Raw genomic sequence first — 15,948 nt, 5'->3', positions numbered from 1 at the left:
GCATCAACATAGGCGGCAAACCGCGCCTCGCGCGTCTCTGATGGGATAGGAAGGTTCATCACACGCCTCCGCATGATGGATCTCCCGACTATAGCTCGCCTCGTGAGTTTATGACACAGTAGTACTATCTGCATGGAAGAAATAAGAAATTTTACCTGCAGACACTGCTGAATCGGACCGACGATTCACCGAGTAGCGCATGGGGGCGCTCCAATGTCCGACAATAGCAAGATGCACGAGCTTGTGGCTCTGAGAACGGCGCTTGGCTTCACGCAAAGCAGAATGGCCCATGAGATCGAACTGAACCTGCGCGACTACCAATCCTTCGAATGGGGCGAGAACGAGATTCCAGATCTTTATCTCAGGGCGATCGAGCGGATCGCCATGCTCTACGCCGTTCGACACAAGAACCCGATGCTGGTGCCCCCGGCCTTGCGCGCAGAGGCCGTTCAGTTCGCCCGGATGGTGGAAGCGAGCGTCTAGTCCAAAGCCGCGGACGGTTTCCCCAGGCTCGAACGCGTTCTCAGAACGTCATTGCCGCAGCGTTGATAATTCCCGCAGCCAGCGAAGCTGCGCCGAGGAACAAGGCGGCCGCCATTTCACCACCGGCGATGCGCTGCGACAGGTTGGGCATCACGATCCGGACCAGCCAATACACAATGATCTGGACTGCCAAGGCCACCAAGCCCCAAACGAGGCAATCGACGATTGTCTGGGCATGGACGATGGCGCTGGCAAGAGGAAGGGCGAAGCCGACGAGGCTGAAACCGAGAGCGGTGGCCGCTGAGATCACGTTCTCACGGATCAGGGCGAACTCGTTGTGCATGGTCGCGAGCGTGTAGATCGCGAGGTAAAGGCCGACCAAGGCGACCGCGAGCACGAAGAAGATCAGGAAATCGGGCAAGCCCGCCAGAGATGAAGCCACGGTTAGTCCCCCATACGTTTCATTTTTCTTGACCATCGGACCTAAAAGTGGACACCACTTTTGAAATCCATTCGACGCTCAAGCCCTCAATTTGCACATTGTTTGGCGCGGAAAACCGCCGGCGCTTTTCCGCACGATGCGTTCATCGATACAGGGGTATGGTTAATATTACGTTGGCTCGAAAGCGATCGCGACGCCGAAGGCGGCGCTGGCCGGTACGATGAGCCTGCTGCCGATGTGCTGATATGGAATATCGGCCGAATCCAACCACTGCGCCTGACGGTGGATGTCCTCGACGCGAACCGCAAAGGCCACGAAGGATGGCTGATCGAGCTCGGCTTCCACCGAGCCATAAATCTCGGCGGCATCGTCGGGCGTGAGGACATCGATATGGCTGTCGCCTAAGCGGAAAGACAGATCGTCCCCGTCCGGACTGGCCGGCTGCACGCCCGAGAAGGCTCTCAGGAAAGAGCGAAGCCGCTCTGGAGAGGGCGCAGCCAGGGTCACCGATGAGATTTGCGTCGCCTTGTTGTCATGACGCTGGAACTCGGGATTCCAGAAGTTTTCCGGAAAGTGCTGCTGGCAAACGAAGAAGCCTGCCTTCGGAGAGTTCTCGGCTGACGTGAAGGCCAAGGTGAAGGCGACCTTGGTCTCGCTGCCGTCCGGACGGCGTCCGCTGCGCTCGAAATGAAAGGGTTCGAACGAGCCGATGCCGCTCTCCGAAAACAGAGCCGCGTCCGCCTTGGCATCCTTGCTGTCGAGAACCAGCATCGCCAAGCCTTCGCGATCCCTGAGGTAATCCTGGACGAATGCGCCGAAGCTGAAGGCGCTCGCCCGATGCGGGGCAATCGCAGTCCCCTCGCCCACGGTGATCAGCTCGATGAAGGAACTGGGAAGCTGGACGATCCGATTCTCGGTGCCCCAGGGGTGGCGGTTGCGGGCGCCGACCTGAAAGCCGAGGCGCTGATAGAAGCTTCCGGCCTGATCGAGGTCGTGGACGGCAACAACGAGATGGTCGATCCGGCGGGTCATCGGGCTCTTTCCTGTAGCGAGAGCATAGACTTAGTGCGCCAGAATGGATTTGGCGAACGACTGGCTCGTGAGCCCGATCCGGGGCATCAACCGAAAAGCACATTGCCTGCCGTCATGGCCGGGCCTGTCCCGGCCATCTCGATTGGAGGAGCGCTGCGCTTCAGTACATCGAGATCACCGGCACAAGGCCGGTGATGACGTGGCAGTATGGGCGCTCAAACCAGCCGGCTTTGCTCCACGGCCGCATGAATGAAGCTCTTGAAGAGCGGATGCGGCTCGAAAGGACGCGATTTAAGCTCCGGGTGATACTGAACCCCGATGAACCAGGGATGGTCCTCGTATTCCACGATCTCGGGCAGAACCCCGTCGGGCGAGACCCCCGAGAAACGCAGGCCCTTCCCCTCCAGCCGGTCGCGGTAGGTCATGTTGACCTCGTAACGGTGCCGGTGCCGCTCTGAGATTTCCGTGCCGCCATAGATTTCCGCCACCTTGCTGCCGGGCTTGAGCGACGCCTGATAGGCGCCAAGGCGCATGGTGCCGCCGAGATCGCCGCTCAATGAGCGCTTCTCGAGTTCGTTCCCGCGCAGCCACTCGGTCATGAGGCCGACAACCGGCTCCGAGGTCGGGCCGAACTCGGTCGAGCTGGCATCCTTGATGCCGGCGAGGGACCGGGCCGCCTCGATAACCGCCATCTGCATGCCGAAGCAGATGCCGAAATACGGCACCTTGCGCTCACGGGCGAAGCGGGCCGCACGGATCTTGCCTTCGGCGCCACGCTGGCCGAAGCCACCGGGAACCATGATGCCGTGAATACCCTCGAGGAACGGGGCCGGATCCTCGTTCTCGAAGATCTCGCTCTCGATCCACTCCAGGTTCACCTTCACCTGATTGGCGATACCGCCATGATGGAGGGCTTCGATGAGCGACTTATAGGCGTCCTTGAGGCCGGTATACTTTCCGACCACCGCAATGGTGACTTCACCTTCCGGATTGTGGACGCGCCCGGAGATGTTGGTCCAGCGGTTGAGATTGGGAGCCTTCGCGCTGTCGAGGCCGAAGGCCGCCAGAACCTCACTGTCGAGCCCCGCCTCGTGATAGGCGAGCGGGACGTCATAGATCGAGCGCGCATCGCGCGCCTCGATCACCGCCGTCTCCCGCACATTGCAGAACAGGGCAAGCTTACGACGCTCATCCTTCGGGATCTCCCGATCGGTGCGGCAGAGAAGGATGTCGGGCTGAATGCCGATGGAGCGCAGCTCCGCGACCGAGTGCTGGGTCGGCTTGGTCTTCAGCTCGCCGGCAGACGGAATGAACGGCAGGAGCGTCAGGTGGACGTAGATCGCCTGCCCCCGCTCCAGATCGTTGCCGAGTTGGCGGATCGCCTCGAAGAATGGCAGGCCCTCGATGTCGCCGACCGTCCCGCCGATCTCGACGAGGACGAAATCGAAGCCTTCGTTGCCGGTGAGCACGAAGTCCTTGATGGCGTTGGTCACGTGCGGGATCACCTGGATCGTGGCGCCGAGATAGTCGCCGCGTCGCTCCTTGGTGATGATGTCGAGGTAAATGCGCCCGGTGGTGATGTTGTCGGCCTTGGTGGCCGGAACACCGGTGAAGCGCTCATAATGTCCGAGATCCAGATCGGTCTCAGCTCCGTCGTCGGTCACGAAGACCTCGCCGTGCTGGTAGGGACTCATGGTCCCCGGATCGACGTTGAGATATGGGTCGAGCTTGCGAAGCCGAACCTTGTAACCGCGTGCTTGGAGAAGCGCTCCAAGGGCCGCCGAAGCCAGACCCTTGCCGAGCGAAGACACCACGCCGCCGGTGATGAATACGTACCGCGTCATGGACCCCTATCCATAAATATCGGACGCCGATTCGCAATCGCGAAACGCGTTACCCGAAGCTCATCCACAAAAAGAGAGGGCCGGAAGGTCCGGCCCTGGTGTCACTTACTGCTGGGGCGCTGCCGGCGCCGGAGCGCTGGGAGCCGGAGCCGCCGGCTGATCGCCCTGGAGGCGCTGTAGCTGCTCGAGCACGTTGCCGCCCTGCGGAGACGCCGGAGCCTGCTGGCCCGGAGCCGGAGCTGCCGGCGTGGCGCCGTCGAGGATCGAGCGCGGGGCCCGGTTCGAGGTCGCCATGACGGTGAGCGCGATGCTCGTCACGAAGAAAAGGCCTGCCAGAACCGCCGTGGCGCGGGTGAGTGCATTGGCCTGACCGCGTCCGGTCATGAAGCCGGACACACCGCCGCCTCCGCTTCCGCCGAGACCCATGCCGCCGCCTTCGGAGCGCTGCAGGAGAACCACGCCGATCAAAGCGAGCACGATGATCAGGTGGACAATGATGAGAACTGTTTGCATCGTTTTCAAAAACCTCAAGCGGCTGCGCACAGGGCGACAGCCGCTCGCAATCCGATCGTTGCGGCGGCCTGTAGCATAGGTGGGCGCAGGATCAAAGACCTGCAAGCCGCCTTTTCTCAGTTACCCGAGATACGCTCCTGCGATGGCCAGGAAATCGGCGGCCACGAGACTTGCCCCGCCGACCAGGGCGCCATTGACGTTCTCAACCGCCATCAGCTCGGCGGCATTCGAGGGCTTCACGGAGCCGCCATAAAGGATGCGGACCTTCGGCGCATCCGCCTTGCCGACGAGGCGGCGCAGCTCGTCCCGGATCAGGGCATGCACTTCCGCCACGTCCGCGACGGTCGGGGTCAGGCCGGTGCCGATGGCCCAGACGGGCTCATAGGCGACCACGAGGTTGCGGCTGTTCGAATCGACCGGGATCGAGCCGCGCAACTGCTTGCGGACGACGCTGAGCGTCTTGCCAGACTCGCGCTCCTCCCGGGTTTCGCCGACGCAGACGATGGCCGTGAGGCCGGCGCGATGGGCCGCAACGGCTTTGGCGCAGACTTCGACGTCCCTCTCCTTATGATATTGGCGGCGTTCGGAATGGCCGACGATCACGTAGGTGGCTCCGGCATCGGCGAGCATTTCCGCCGAAAGATCGCCCGTGAAGGCGCCCGATTCCTTGGCGTGGCAATCCTGGGCCCCGATGGCGACGCGGGAGCCGACCGATGCATATGAGAGGAGGGACACGAGAGTTGCCGGAGGGCAGACGGCCAGCTCCACCTTGGCTTTCAGCCCGGGCGTGTAGCCGGCATGGATCTCGGTCAAAACCTTGGCCGAACTCTTCACCCCGTTCATCTTCCAGTTTCCCGCCACCAGCGGGCGCGGCCTATCGACGCTCATTTAAGGCACTCCTGTTACGCTTGATTATTGGCACTAGCAGACGCTTGAGCCTTCTTTCAACCAGACTTGCCCTTTTCGTAGAGCCCCTGATCGTTTATCGGCAGGTTTAACGAGTTTTTGGAAAACGGGTTCACGATGCTTCGGAACATGCGCAAGGCTGGGCAGACGCTGGTCGGCAAAATCATCGCCACCGTCTTTTTTGGCGCCCTCATCGTCAGCTTCGCCATCTGGGGCATCGGCGACATTTTCCGTACGACGCCCGCTTCCGCGGTGGCCGAGGTCGGAGGCACTACCATCACGGTCGATCAGGTCCGTAATGCCTACACGAACGAGCTTCAGCGGCTCGGGCGTCAGTTCCGCACCGTCATTAGCGCCGAGCAGGCCCGCGCCTTCGGCCTCTACCAGCAGGTCGTCTCCAATCTGGTGACCGAAGCCGTGATGGCCGAGCAGGCCAAGCAGATGGGCCTCTCGGTCTCCGACACGCTTGTTGCCGCTTCGATCATGAACAATCCGACCTTCAAGGGAGCGGACGGTCAATTCAATCGCGCGCTCTTCGATCAGGCCCTGCGCAATGCCGGCCTCTCCGAGGCAGGCTTCGTGCAGGAGCAGCGCTCCGCCATGGCGCGTCTCCATCTGGCTGAGGCCGTTGCCGGAGACATCACCGTGCCGGCTGCAGCGCGCGATGCTCTCCATCGCTTTGGGAGCGAGCGCCGCGCTGCCTCCTATCTCCTCCTCACCCCGGCCATGGCGGGCGATATCCCGGCTCCCACGGCCGAGCAGCTTCAGACCTTCTACAACGAGCGCAAGAGTACTTTCCGCGCTCCTGAATACCGGGCTGTGACGGTCATGGCGCTCGATGCCGCCGCTCTTGCCAAGCCCGATACCGTGGCCGAGGCCGACGCCCGCCAAGCATATGAGCAGCAGAAGGCCAAGTACGGAACGCCCGAGCGCCGTACGATCCAGCAGATCACCTTCCCGTCCCAGGCAGATGCCGAGGCGGCCGCCGCCAAGATCAAGGAAGGCACCGCCTTCGAGGCCGTTGCCACCGAGCGCAACGTTTCCCCGCAAGATCTTGAACTCGGCACCTTCACCAAGACCGAAATGCTCGATCAGGCCGTGGCGGATGCAGCCTTTGCCCTTGAGCAGGGGGCTGTGAGCGCGCCGGTCGCCGGCCGCTTCGGGCCGGTGCTCGTGCGGGTCACCCAGATCCAGCCCGAGGCCGTTCGTCCCTTCGAGGAGGTTGCTGCCGAACTCCGCCAGGAAGTCGCCCGTGAGCGTGCCCAGGGTCAGATCGAGAAGATCCATGACGAGATCGAGGACCTGCGTGCCGGCGCCAAGCCGCTGGCAGACATCGCAAAGGAAAAGGGCCTGACACTGATCCAGGTCCCGGCGGTCGAGGCCGGCGGTCTCGATAAGGCCGGCAATCCGGTCAATCTGCCCGAGAAGGATGCTGTGGTGAAAGCGGCCTTCGCATCCGATATCGGCGTCGACAACGAGGCCCTGCGCACCGCCACCGGCTACGTCTGGTACGACGTGACCGGCATTGAAGCCCCACGCGAGAAGAACCTCGACGAGGTCCGTGATCAGGTCGCCACCCAGTGGCACGAGGATCAGGTCGCTCAGCGCCTGTCCGAAAAAGCGAACGAGCTCTTCGGACGCCTTGAAAAAGGCGAGGCCATTGAGGTTGTGGCCCAGGACGCGGGCGCGCCGGTCGAGAATGCGGCCGATCTCGCTCGCAACACTGCGAAGGATGATCTGGCTACCGAGGCTGTGAACCGCATCTTCGCCGTTCCTGTAGGTAAGGCAGGCCACGCTGCTAACGGAACGGATGCTCGCGCGGTGTTCAAGGTCACCTCGGCCACGGTGCCCCCCCTGATCACCACGACGCAAGCGGCGCAGAATGCCGAGAACCAGCTCCGGACCGGGTTCGGCGATGACCTGATCAGCCAGTACATCGCCCAAGTCCGTCAGGATCTCGGCGTCACCATCAACCAGCAGGCGCTGCGTCGGGCAACGGGGGGCGAATCTTAAACCCATGACGGTCACGCCCGATTTCGACACGTTCGCAGCAGCCTATGAGGCTGGCGAGGCCGGCGTCTTGCGCACGACCCTCGTGGGCGATCTGCTGACCCCCGTTGCGGCTTTCCTGAAGCTGCGGCATGACCGGAAGGGTTCGGCCTTTCTGCTTGAATCCGTCGAAGGCGGAGCGACCCGTGGCCGCTTCTCCATGATCGGGCTCGATCCCGATCTCGTCTGGCGCTGCCAGGATGGGGTGGCCTCCATCGACCGCCAGGCCCTGAGCCGCATGCTGGAATTCAGGGTGGAGGAGCGTCCGCCACTGGAGAGCCTGCGCGCGCTGATCAAGGAAAGCGCCCTGCCCCTCTCCGACGACCTGCCGCCGATGGCGGCAGGTCTCTTCGGCTATCTGGGCTACGACATGGTGCGGCTCATGGAGCGCCTGCCCTTGCCAAATCCGGACGTGCTGGAAGTGCCGGACGCCATTCTGATCCGTCCGACCGTGATGGTGGTGTTCGATGGGGTCAGGGACGAGATATCGCTCATCACGCCCGTGCGCCCGCAGGCTGGTACATCCGCGAGGGCGGCCTATGAAACCGCCCTCTCGCGCCTTGACGAGGTGACGGCCGCCCTGGAACGGCCCCTGCCTATGGACGACCGCAGCGATCCGACCAAGATCCACTTCGAGCCGCCGGTTTCGAACACGACGCCGCAGGAGTTCGAGGCCATGGTCGCCAAGGCGAAGGACTACATCCGCGCCGGGGACATCTTCCAAGTGGTGCTGTCGCAGCGGTTCGAGTCGGCCTTTCCCCTGCCCGCCTTTGCGCTCTACCGTTCCCTGCGCCGGGTCAATCCGGCTCCGTTCCTCTGCTATCTCGACTTCGAGGACTTTCAGATCGTCTGCTCCTCGCCCGAGATCCTGGTGCGGGTCCGCGACGGCAAGGTCACGATCCGTCCCATCGCGGGAACGCGGCCGCGCGGCGCGACGGCTGCCGAGGACCGGGCCCATGCGGAAAGCCTGCTCGCCGATCAGAAGGAGCGGGCGGAGCATCTGATGCTGCTCGATCTCGGGCGCAACGATGTGGGCCGCGTAGCCGAGATGGGATCCGTGGAGGTCACGGATTCGTTCTTCCTCGAATATTACAGCCAGGTGATGCACATCGTCTCGAATGTGGAAGGCAGGCTCGATTCCTCCTTCGACGCGCTCGACGCCCTCGTTGCGGGCTTCCCGGCCGGGACGGTCTCCGGCGCGCCAAAGGTGCGCGCCATGCAGATCATCGACGAGTTGGAGAAGGACAAGCGCGGGCCCTATGCCGGATGCATCGGCTATTTCGGCGCCAATGGCGAGATGGATACCTGTATCGTGCTGCGCACGGCCGTTGTGAAGGACGGGCGTATGGCGGTCCAGGCCGGCGCGGGCATCGTCTACGATTCCGACCCGGCCTCCGAGCAGCAGGAATGCATCAACAAATCCAAGGCCCTCTTCCGGGCCGCGGAAGAGGCAGTGCGTTTTGCCAGCCAAGCGAGGGTCGGCCAATGAGCTCGGCTTCAATGCTTCCCTTGACCGGGAGCTTCGCTTACGCGAACGTCGGCGCGCTATGACCCGCGTTCTCGTCATCGACAATTACGACAGCTTCACCTGGAATCTGGTGCATCTGCTCGGCCCGCTCGCGACCTCGGTCGATGTGGTGCGCAACGATGCCATCACCACCGACGAGGTGCTCGCCTCTCGACCGGATGCCATCGTGCTCTCTCCCGGCCCCTGCACGCCGAATGAGGCCGGGATATGCCTCGATCTCGTGAAGCGTGCCTCGCCTGAGATCCCGACCTTCGGCGTCTGCCTGGGGCTGCAGGCGATCGGACAGGTCTTCGGCGGCATCGTCTCGCGGGCACCCCTGCCCATGCACGGCAAGGTTTCCGAGGTGGAACACGGCGGTCAGGCGGTGTTCCGCGGCATCAACGGCTCCTTCAAGGCGACCCGCTACCACTCACTGATCGTGGACCGCGAGACCTGCCCGGCCGACCTGCAGGTGACAGCAGAGACATCCGACGGTCTTGTCATGGGCCTGTCGCACCGCTCGCTGCCGATCCATGGCGTCCAGTTCCACCCAGAGAGCATCCTGTCGGAGCATGGGACGACGATCATGCGCAATTTCTTCGAACTCGCGGCGGATTGGAACGCCAAGCACCGCCACGCCGGCGGTGTAACCGCTCCAGCAGGACATTGAAACCGATGGAATCGTTCAAATCCTACCTCGCCAAGGTCGCCACGGGCGCATCGCTGACGCGTGACGAGGCGCGGGATGCCTTCGATGACCTGCTGTCCGGCGAAGTGACACCGGCCCAGGGCGGTGCGTTCCTGATGGCACTGCGGGTCCGCGGCGAGGCCCTTGAGGAAATCGTCGGGGCGGTCACGGCGATGCGCGGCCGTATGTTGCAGGTCAATGCTCCCGAGAAGGCGATCGACATCGTCGGCACCGGCGGAGATCACAAGGGCAGCTACAATATCTCGACGCTGGCCTCAATCATCGTGGCCTCCTGCGGTGTTCCCGTCGCAAAGCACGGCAACCGGGCAGCCTCCTCGAAATCCGGCACTGCCGACGTGCTTGCCGCCCTGGGTTTGAAGCTCGGCCTCGATCCCGAAGGCCTGGAGCGTTGCCTCGAAGAGACCAAGCTTTGCTTCATGTTCGCGCAGACTCACCACGCTGCCATGCGCCATGTGGCGCCGGTGCGTGTCGAACTCGGGACGCGCACGATCTTCAACCTGCTCGGACCGCTGGCCAATCCCGCCGGCGCGAAGCGCCAGCTTCTCGGCGTGTTTTCAGAAGCTTGGCTCGAGCCTCTCACTCAGGTTCTGAAGGAGCTCGGCTCTCAGAAAGTCTGGACCGTGCATGGCTCCGATGGGCTCGACGAGATGACGACCACCGGCCCGACCTTCGTGATGGCCTTGGAAAATGGCGCAATCCGTCGCTTCACCGTGACCCCTGAGGAGGTCGGCCTGCCGACCGTGTCGCTCGACGAGCTCAGAGGCGGCGACCCAGAGCACAATGCGGCCCAGCTGCGCGCCGTTCTGGATGGCGCGCGCACGCCTTATCGCGACGTTTCCCTGCTCAATGCCGCCGCCGCTCTGGTGATCGCGGACGAGGCCGAGAACCTACGGGATGGTCTCGACCGTGCCTCGCGGGCGCTCGACAGCGGCGCCTCGAAGGCGACACTCGAACGTCTCGTCACAGTCTCGAACAGCTGAGTGAACCTCCCATGGCCGACGTTCTCAGCAGGATCGAAGCTTATAAACGTCAGGAGATCGCAGCGGCGAAAGCAGCTGTTTCGCCCAGTGAGATGGAGCGTCGCGCCCGTTCGGCCGCCCCGGCTCGCGGCTTTGCAGAAGCGATCGAACGCCACCTTGCCGAGAGGCGGCCTGCCCTCATCGCCGAGGTGAAGAAGGCCAGCCCCTCAAAGGGTCTGATCCGCGCCGATTTCGATCCGCCGAGCTTGGCGAGGGCCTATGCGGAGGGCGGCGCCACCTGCCTGTCTGTCCTGACCGACGAGCCGTCTTTCCAGGGCAAACCCGAATACCTGGCTCAGGCGCGTGAAGCCTCGGGCCTCCCGGCCTTGCGCAAGGACTTCCTGTTCGAGCCCTATCAGGTCTACGAGGCACGTGCCTGGGGCGCCGATTGCATTCTGGTCATCATGGCAAGCGTCTCCGACAAAGAGGCGCGCGCCTTGATCGACACGGCGCATGATCTTGGCATGGATGTGCTGGTCGAAGTGCATGATCGGGCGGAGCTGGAACGTGCCCTGCCGCTTGGTACCAAGCTGGTCGGCATCAATAACCGCAATCTGCGCACCTTCGAGGTATCGCTCGGCGTCAGCGAGGAATTGGCTCCCCTGATCCCGTCCGAGCGCATTGTCGTTGGCGAGAGCGGCATCTTCACGCTTTCCGATATCGAGCGGCTGTCGAATGTCGGTATCCGCACCTTCCTCGTGGGTGAAAGCCTGATGCGGCAGGCCGATGTCGCGTTAGCCACGCGGAAACTTCTGTTCGGCGAGGCGGCATGACGAAGCTCACGCATCTCGATGCATCGGGTCAGGCCAGCATGGTCGACGTTTCCGACAAGGGCGTCACCAGCCGCACCGCGATCGCCGAGGGATACGTGGTGATGCAGGCACAAACCCTGGACCTGATCCGCCACGGCGAGGCGAAGAAGGGCGATGTTCTGGGCACGGCCCGGCTCGCCGGGATCATGGCTTCCAAGCGTACGCACGAACTCATTCCGCTGTGCCACCCTCTCCTTATCTCGAAGGTCAAGGTGGACTGCACCCTCGATGACAGCCTTCCCGGCGTGCGCGTGAGCGCCGAGGTCAAGGTGTCGGGCCAGACTGGCGTCGAGATGGAGGCGCTGACCGCCGTTTCCATTGCTTGCCTGACGATCTACGACATGGTGAAGGCTGCCGATAAGGCGATGCGGATCGAGAATGTCCGCCTGCGGCGGAAGAGCGGCGGCCGCTCGGGAGATTTCGAGGCGCCATGAGCCTGATCTCCGTCGAGGATGCCCTGTCCCGCGTACTGGCAAGCGTCGATAAGCCGGTCGGGATCGAGCATGGTCCCCTCGCCGCCTGCGCCGGCCGGACGCTCGCCGAGGATGTCGACGCCCGGCGCGACCAGCCGCCCTTTCCTGCCTCCGCCATGGATGGCTATGCGGTGCGAAGCGCCGACTGTACTCAGGTACCCGCAACGCTGCGGGTGATCGGCACGAGCGCTGCCGGCAATCGCTTCTCCGGCACTGTCGGAGCTATGGAGGCCGTGCGGATCTTCACCGGCGCGCCTGTTCCTGACGGCGCCGACGCGGTGGTGCTGCAGGAGGATACGGAACGATCCGGAGATCATGTGGTGGTGAAGGAACCGGCTCGCTCCAGCCGCCATATCCGGGCAGCCGGCCTCGATTTCCGCGCTGGGGACGTGCTCCTGCAAGCCGGCTTGCGTTTGGATTCCCGCCACATCGCCCTGGCGGCCGCCATGGGCCATGGGGCACTTCCCGTTCACCGCAAGCCGCGGGTCGCCATTCTCGCTACAGGCGACGAGCTGGTGCGGGCGGGCGATCCTGTCGGCCCCGACCAGATTACCGCTTCCAGCCTTCCGGCCACGATGCTGATGGTCGAGAAAGCAGGGGCCGAGGCCATCGATCTCGGCATTGCACGAGACACGCTTGAATCGCTCGACGAACGCATTCAGGCAGCGAGAGATGCGGGCGCCGATATTCTCGTCACCCTGGGCGGCGCATCGGTAGGCGAGCACGATCTGGTGCAGAAAGCCTTGTGCCGCCAAGGCATGGATCTCGGTTTCTGGCGCGTGGCCTTGCGGCCCGGCAAGCCACTCATGCACGGGCGTCTTGGATCAACCTTGTTGCTCGGTCTTCCCGGCAATCCGGTCTCCTCCCTCGTCTGCGCGGTGCTTTTCCTGATCCCAGCGATCCGTGCCCTCCTGGGCGACCAGAAAGCGGCCGAAGATCCAACGGAGGATGCAATCCTGGGAGCTGACCTCCCGCCCAATCGAGAGCGCCAAGATTACATGCGCGCTTCTCTCTCCCTCCAGGACGTCCCCTTGAGCCTTGCCAAGGGCCCTGAGCGCCTGATGCTCCCCGTCGCAACGCCACATCTGCTGCAGGATTCATCGATGCTGAGTATCCTGGAGCGATCCGACGCCCTCCTCGTCCGTCCACCACACGCTCCAGCCGCAATGGCTGGGGAGCCCTGCCGTATCATTCGGCTTGAGCGTTTCTGCTAATGAACTGCGCGCTTGGAGCTTACCTGCAGGCAAACTGAAGAATTGTTTGGCAGGTCAGCTGAGCGGCAGGCTTGCGGAACACAGCAAGAACGGCTACCTTGTTCTCGCTTTGTTTCAGAATCGCTCCTCGTAGGAGCAGTAAGGGCCAGCCATGCTGACGCGCAAACAGCACGAATTGCTCCGCTTCATTCATGAGCGGCTTCGTGAAACCGGGGTTCCGCCGTCTTTCGACGAGATGAAGGACGCGCTTGATCTCAAGTCGAAATCCGGCATCCATCGCCTCATCACGGCGCTCGAGGAGCGCGGCTTCATCCGCCGCCTGCCGAACCGCGCCCGGGCGCTGGAGGTGATCCGCCTGCCGGAGAGCACCAGCGGTGCGGGCAGCCAGCGGCGCTTCACACCGAGCGTGGTCGAGGGCGGGCTCGCCGGCAAGGCCAAGGCCGCGCCCCAGTCTGCGCCTGATTCTCGGGATCGGGAAATGTCGATCCCAGTCATGGGCCGGATCGCCGCCGGTGTGCCGATCTCGGCAATCCAGACCCGCAGCCATTCCATCACCCTCTCCGGCGACTTCCTTGCCCAGGGCGATCACTTTGCCCTTGAAGTCCGTGGGGACTCGATGGTGGAAGCCGGCATTCTCGACGGCGATCTCGTGGTGATCCGGCGCCAGGATTCGGCCAATACGGGTGACATCATCGTGGCGCTGATCGACGACGAGGAAGCGACCCTGAAGCGCTTCCGCCGTCGCGGCTCCTCAATTGCGCTCGAGGCCGCCAACCAGGCCTATGAGACCCGCGTTCTCGGTCCCGATCGGGTCAAGATCCAGGGTAAGCTCGTCAGTCTGGTTCGCCGGTACTGAGTCCTTCCTCGGGAAAATCCTGCTCTGGGACTGGCTGCGCTCGACGTGGCCTTTCCCGAGCAGGCGATGCTTCGGCTTGAAGCGTTTCTGCGCCGGACCAAGACCTGATCTCGCGGCCTTTTCTGACGGAGTGTACTTCGACAGCCTCAGGGCTGAAGCGGATCGTCATCGCGCCGCGTTCCTTCAGTTCTTCACCATCCAGGACGAAGTGTGCCCTGCATGTCGGGGGCGCCTTAAGTCTTGTGAAAATCACCGTGGCGCGACGGCAATCTTCTTCGAATGCCGAGAAATCCTGGACGAACGCGATCCATCGTCCGCCTGCAGCCGCAACCACGCAGCCTCCGGCGTCGCATCGTGCCTCCTGCCTGAGGCTCCCATCATCGGCACTTCTTGCGTCCCCATCGGCGTGCAGCCATTGTTCGGCGACGAAATCGGAGGGGCGCCCGACGATGGCAAGCTGTCCGCCTTTGGCGCGGATGGCAGCCCCTGCCCCGTCCCGGTCTATGAAGATGTCATAGCGGTGCGGTGTAGCAACGAAGGCCAGTCCTGCTCCGGCAGGCAGGAGGGCAAGCCAACGCAGGGAGGAAGCTGGGATGGTCAGAACGATCAAGCCGATGCTCAAGAGAACAAGAGCGACGACATCCAGGGCCGGAACGAACGTCGTCGAGCCGCTGAAACTTCCGACCCAAGCCGAGGCGTCGAGGACCTGGGAAACGGCCACTCCCATGAATTGCCAGACCGGACGATCAAGACTGAAAGGATAGGCCAGCACACCGAGAACGGCGGACGGCATTACGACCAGTGAGACGAGCGGCAGAGCGAGTGCGTTTCCAATAAGGCCATAAGGATTTAAACTCTGGAAATGGTAAGCGGCGAAAGGCGCCGTCGCGATGCTGGCCACGAGCGTCGTTGTGACGAGCCCGAGCATTGCCTGTCCAATCCCGAGAAGTCCCCGTTCAAACAACGTGGCAGGCGCTTTCTCAATCCGTTTCCAATGCACCAACGGCACGAGCGCCATCATGGCGGCAACGGCACTGAACGACATCTGAAAACTTGGCCCCAGCAGCGCCTCCGGTTCGCGTGCCAGCACGATGAGAGCCGCAATCGACAGATTGCGGATGCTCAAGGCAGGACGATCGACCAGAACCGCACCGAACATCACCAGCGTCATGATGAGCGAGCGCTCGGTGGCGACATCGGAGCCGGAGAAGATGCAATAGACCGTAGCGCCGATGATCGCGGCCATTGCGGCAATCTTCTTGACCGGCCAGAGCAGTGCAAGGCCCGGCGCAAGCGCCAGGAGTGCACGCACCAGCCAGAAGAAGGTCCCGGCTGCCAGCACCATATGGAGACCCGATATCGACACGATGTGGTAGAGGCCGGCCCCGCGCAGAATGTTGTTCGTAGGCTCCGGAATGAGCCCGCGCTTGCCCGTCACCAGCGCAGCGCCAACGCCCCCGGCTGCGCCACCGATGGCTGAGGCGATGCGCTCGGTCAGCGCATTGCGCGCCTCGTCGACGCGCGCTGCCAGCCAGAGGGACAAGTCTGGCTTCGTCGATGGATCGACTTGGCGGACCTGACCGACCATGGAGCCTACGGCGCCAATACCCTTGAAATAGGCATCACGGGCGAAATCGTAGCCTCCAGGCCACGCGGCCTGGGGCGGCGGGAGCAGACGCGCCGTACCTGTGATCAGCTGTCCGGGAGAGAGCCCCTCGCCTTTGCGCACCGAGACCCGCACCCGTTTGGGCCGCTCGGCTTCTGCGACATCCTTCATTTCAGTCACGCGCAGAAGCAGCCGCTTTCCCACCTCGCGGTCATCTATGGCCTCGATGAAGCCCGTGACTGGCGTGATGACGATCCGGGTGAGCGCGGGCGCCGCCACGCTCCGGGTGCGGATCACACCGGCCGTGAAGCCTGCGAAGAGCGCGGTGAACGCGATCAGGGCGGAAAAGACGGCTAAGACCGTATGTTCTCGGGGTGAAGGCGGCTCACCCTCGCCGTAAGCTGAGATCGGGGGTTGCTTCGGAGTGGCCGAAGCCGAGCCCCAAGCTTAGCGAGGATGAACCGTGGATCAGCATAGCAGACT

At 63.3% G+C, this 15,948-nt stretch carries 15 protein-coding genes; 9 read left to right on the top strand and 6 right to left on the bottom strand.

The window, feature by feature from the left end; genetic code table 11:
* Positions 1-213 precede the first annotated feature (213 nt).
* A complete protein-coding gene (locus tag FS320_RS25965) occupies positions 214-483 on the top strand; it encodes a transcriptional regulator (protein WP_152714807.1) in 270 nt (89 codons plus the stop codon).
* Positions 484-523: 40 nt separating this feature from the next.
* Here FS320_RS25965 and FS320_RS25960 read toward each other — a convergent pair whose 3' ends face one another.
* From FS320_RS25960 to tpiA, 5 genes are all read right to left on the bottom strand, one after another.
* Positions 524-961, bottom strand: coding sequence for a DUF350 domain-containing protein (locus FS320_RS25960; RefSeq protein WP_152714805.1), 438 nt, complete (start codon positions 959-961; stop codon positions 524-526).
* A 132-nt stretch (positions 962-1,093) separates the two neighbouring features.
* Positions 1,094-1,957 carry a VOC family protein gene (locus FS320_RS25955; RefSeq protein WP_152714803.1) on the bottom strand — a complete coding sequence of 288 codons (864 nt, stop codon included), beginning with the start codon at positions 1,955-1,957 and terminating at the stop codon, positions 1,094-1,096.
* Between the two features lie 215 nt (positions 1,958-2,172).
* The gene (locus FS320_RS25950; RefSeq protein ID WP_152714801.1) at positions 2,173-3,801 is read right to left on the bottom strand and encodes a CTP synthase; all 1,629 of its coding nucleotides are present in this window, start codon (positions 3,799-3,801) and stop codon (positions 2,173-2,175) included.
* A 105-nt stretch (positions 3,802-3,906) separates the two neighbouring features.
* Entirely contained in the window at positions 3,907-4,314 is a 408-nt protein-coding gene (gene secG, locus FS320_RS25945; protein WP_152714799.1) for a preprotein translocase subunit SecG, read from the bottom strand.
* Between the two features lie 120 nt (positions 4,315-4,434).
* Positions 4,435-5,202: a triose-phosphate isomerase gene (tpiA, locus tag FS320_RS25940; RefSeq protein WP_152714797.1), complete on the bottom strand. Its 768-nt coding sequence runs from the start codon at positions 5,200-5,202 to the stop codon at positions 4,435-4,437.
* Between the two features lie 147 nt (positions 5,203-5,349).
* Between tpiA and FS320_RS25935 the strand changes: the two genes are divergently transcribed.
* The 8 genes from FS320_RS25935 to lexA all read left to right on the top strand — a co-directional run bounded on the left by FS320_RS25935 (position 5,350) and on the right by lexA (position 13,859).
* A complete protein-coding gene (locus tag FS320_RS25935) occupies positions 5,350-7,233 on the top strand; it encodes a SurA N-terminal domain-containing protein (protein WP_244627386.1) in 1,884 nt (627 codons plus the stop codon).
* A gap of 4 nt (positions 7,234-7,237) precedes the next feature.
* Positions 7,238-8,758 (top strand): anthranilate synthase component I, encoded by a 1,521-nt coding sequence (trpE, locus tag FS320_RS25930; protein WP_152714793.1) that lies wholly within the window; start codon positions 7,238-7,240, stop codon positions 8,756-8,758.
* A 58-nt stretch (positions 8,759-8,816) separates the two neighbouring features.
* Positions 8,817-9,446, top strand: coding sequence for an anthranilate synthase component II (locus FS320_RS25925; RefSeq protein WP_152714791.1), 630 nt, complete (start codon positions 8,817-8,819; stop codon positions 9,444-9,446).
* 5 nt (positions 9,447-9,451) lie between these two features.
* A complete protein-coding gene (gene trpD, locus FS320_RS25920) occupies positions 9,452-10,465 on the top strand; it encodes an anthranilate phosphoribosyltransferase (protein ID WP_152714789.1) in 1,014 nt (337 codons plus the stop codon).
* A gap of 11 nt (positions 10,466-10,476) precedes the next feature.
* Positions 10,477-11,277 carry an indole-3-glycerol phosphate synthase TrpC gene (trpC, locus tag FS320_RS25915; protein WP_152714787.1) on the top strand — a complete coding sequence of 267 codons (801 nt, stop codon included), beginning with the start codon at positions 10,477-10,479 and terminating at the stop codon, positions 11,275-11,277.
* Complete coding sequence (gene moaC, locus FS320_RS25910) at positions 11,274-11,750, top strand: cyclic pyranopterin monophosphate synthase MoaC (protein ID WP_152714785.1); 477 nt, start codon at positions 11,274-11,276, stop codon at positions 11,748-11,750. Before trpC ends, moaC begins: the two co-directional genes overlap by 4 nt.
* A complete protein-coding gene (locus FS320_RS25905) occupies positions 11,747-13,003 on the top strand; it encodes a molybdopterin molybdotransferase MoeA (protein WP_152714783.1) in 1,257 nt (418 codons plus the stop codon). The genes moaC and FS320_RS25905 overlap by 4 nt, the downstream gene beginning before the upstream one ends.
* Before the next feature lie 151 nt (positions 13,004-13,154).
* Positions 13,155-13,859, top strand: a complete 705-nt coding sequence (gene lexA / locus FS320_RS25900) for a transcriptional repressor LexA (protein WP_152714781.1) — start codon at positions 13,155-13,157, stop codon at positions 13,857-13,859.
* Here lexA and FS320_RS25895 read toward each other — a convergent pair.
* Entirely contained in the window at positions 13,837-15,804 is a 1,968-nt protein-coding gene (locus FS320_RS25895; RefSeq protein ID WP_244627387.1) for a ComEC/Rec2 family competence protein, read from the bottom strand. The two genes, lexA and FS320_RS25895, sit on opposite strands and share 23 nt — an antisense overlap.
* Between the last annotated feature and the right edge of the window lie 144 nt (positions 15,805-15,948).

The organism is Microvirga tunisiensis (genome assembly GCF_009296175.1).
GTDB classification, from domain to species: domain Bacteria; phylum Pseudomonadota; class Alphaproteobacteria; order Rhizobiales; family Beijerinckiaceae; genus Microvirga; species Microvirga tunisiensis.
The sequence above is the reverse complement of the archived record's forward strand: the minus strand, read 5'-3'. Positions and strand labels throughout refer to the sequence as shown.

Coding starts and splice junctions, on each gene's coding strand:
- lexA (WP_152714781.1), top strand. CDS start 13,155: ATGCTGACGCGCAAACAGCACGAATTGCTCCGCTTCATTCATGAGCGG.
- FS320_RS25925 (WP_152714791.1), top strand. CDS start 8,817: ATGACCCGCGTTCTCGTCATCGACAATTACGACAGCTTCACCTGGAAT.
- FS320_RS25960 (WP_152714805.1), bottom strand. CDS start 961: ATGGTCAAGAAAAATGAAACGTATGGGGGACTAACCGTGGCTTCATCT.
- FS320_RS25950 (WP_152714801.1), bottom strand. CDS start 3,801: ATGACGCGGTACGTATTCATCACCGGCGGCGTGGTGTCTTCGCTCGGC.
- FS320_RS25955 (WP_152714803.1), bottom strand. CDS start 1,957: ATGACCCGCCGGATCGACCATCTCGTTGTTGCCGTCCACGACCTCGAT.
- tpiA (WP_152714797.1), bottom strand. CDS start 5,202: ATGAGCGTCGATAGGCCGCGCCCGCTGGTGGCGGGAAACTGGAAGATG.
- moaC (WP_152714785.1), top strand. CDS start 11,274: ATGACGAAGCTCACGCATCTCGATGCATCGGGTCAGGCCAGCATGGTC.
- FS320_RS25935 (WP_244627386.1), top strand. CDS start 5,350: ATGCGCAAGGCTGGGCAGACGCTGGTCGGCAAAATCATCGCCACCGTC.
- secG (WP_152714799.1), bottom strand. CDS start 4,314: ATGCAAACAGTTCTCATCATTGTCCACCTGATCATCGTGCTCGCTTTG.
- trpC (WP_152714787.1), top strand. CDS start 10,477: ATGGCCGACGTTCTCAGCAGGATCGAAGCTTATAAACGTCAGGAGATC.
- FS320_RS25905 (WP_152714783.1), top strand. CDS start 11,747: ATGAGCCTGATCTCCGTCGAGGATGCCCTGTCCCGCGTACTGGCAAGC.
- trpE (WP_152714793.1), top strand. CDS start 7,238: ATGACGGTCACGCCCGATTTCGACACGTTCGCAGCAGCCTATGAGGCT.
- trpD (WP_152714789.1), top strand. CDS start 9,452: ATGGAATCGTTCAAATCCTACCTCGCCAAGGTCGCCACGGGCGCATCG.
- FS320_RS25965 (WP_152714807.1), top strand. CDS start 214: ATGTCCGACAATAGCAAGATGCACGAGCTTGTGGCTCTGAGAACGGCG.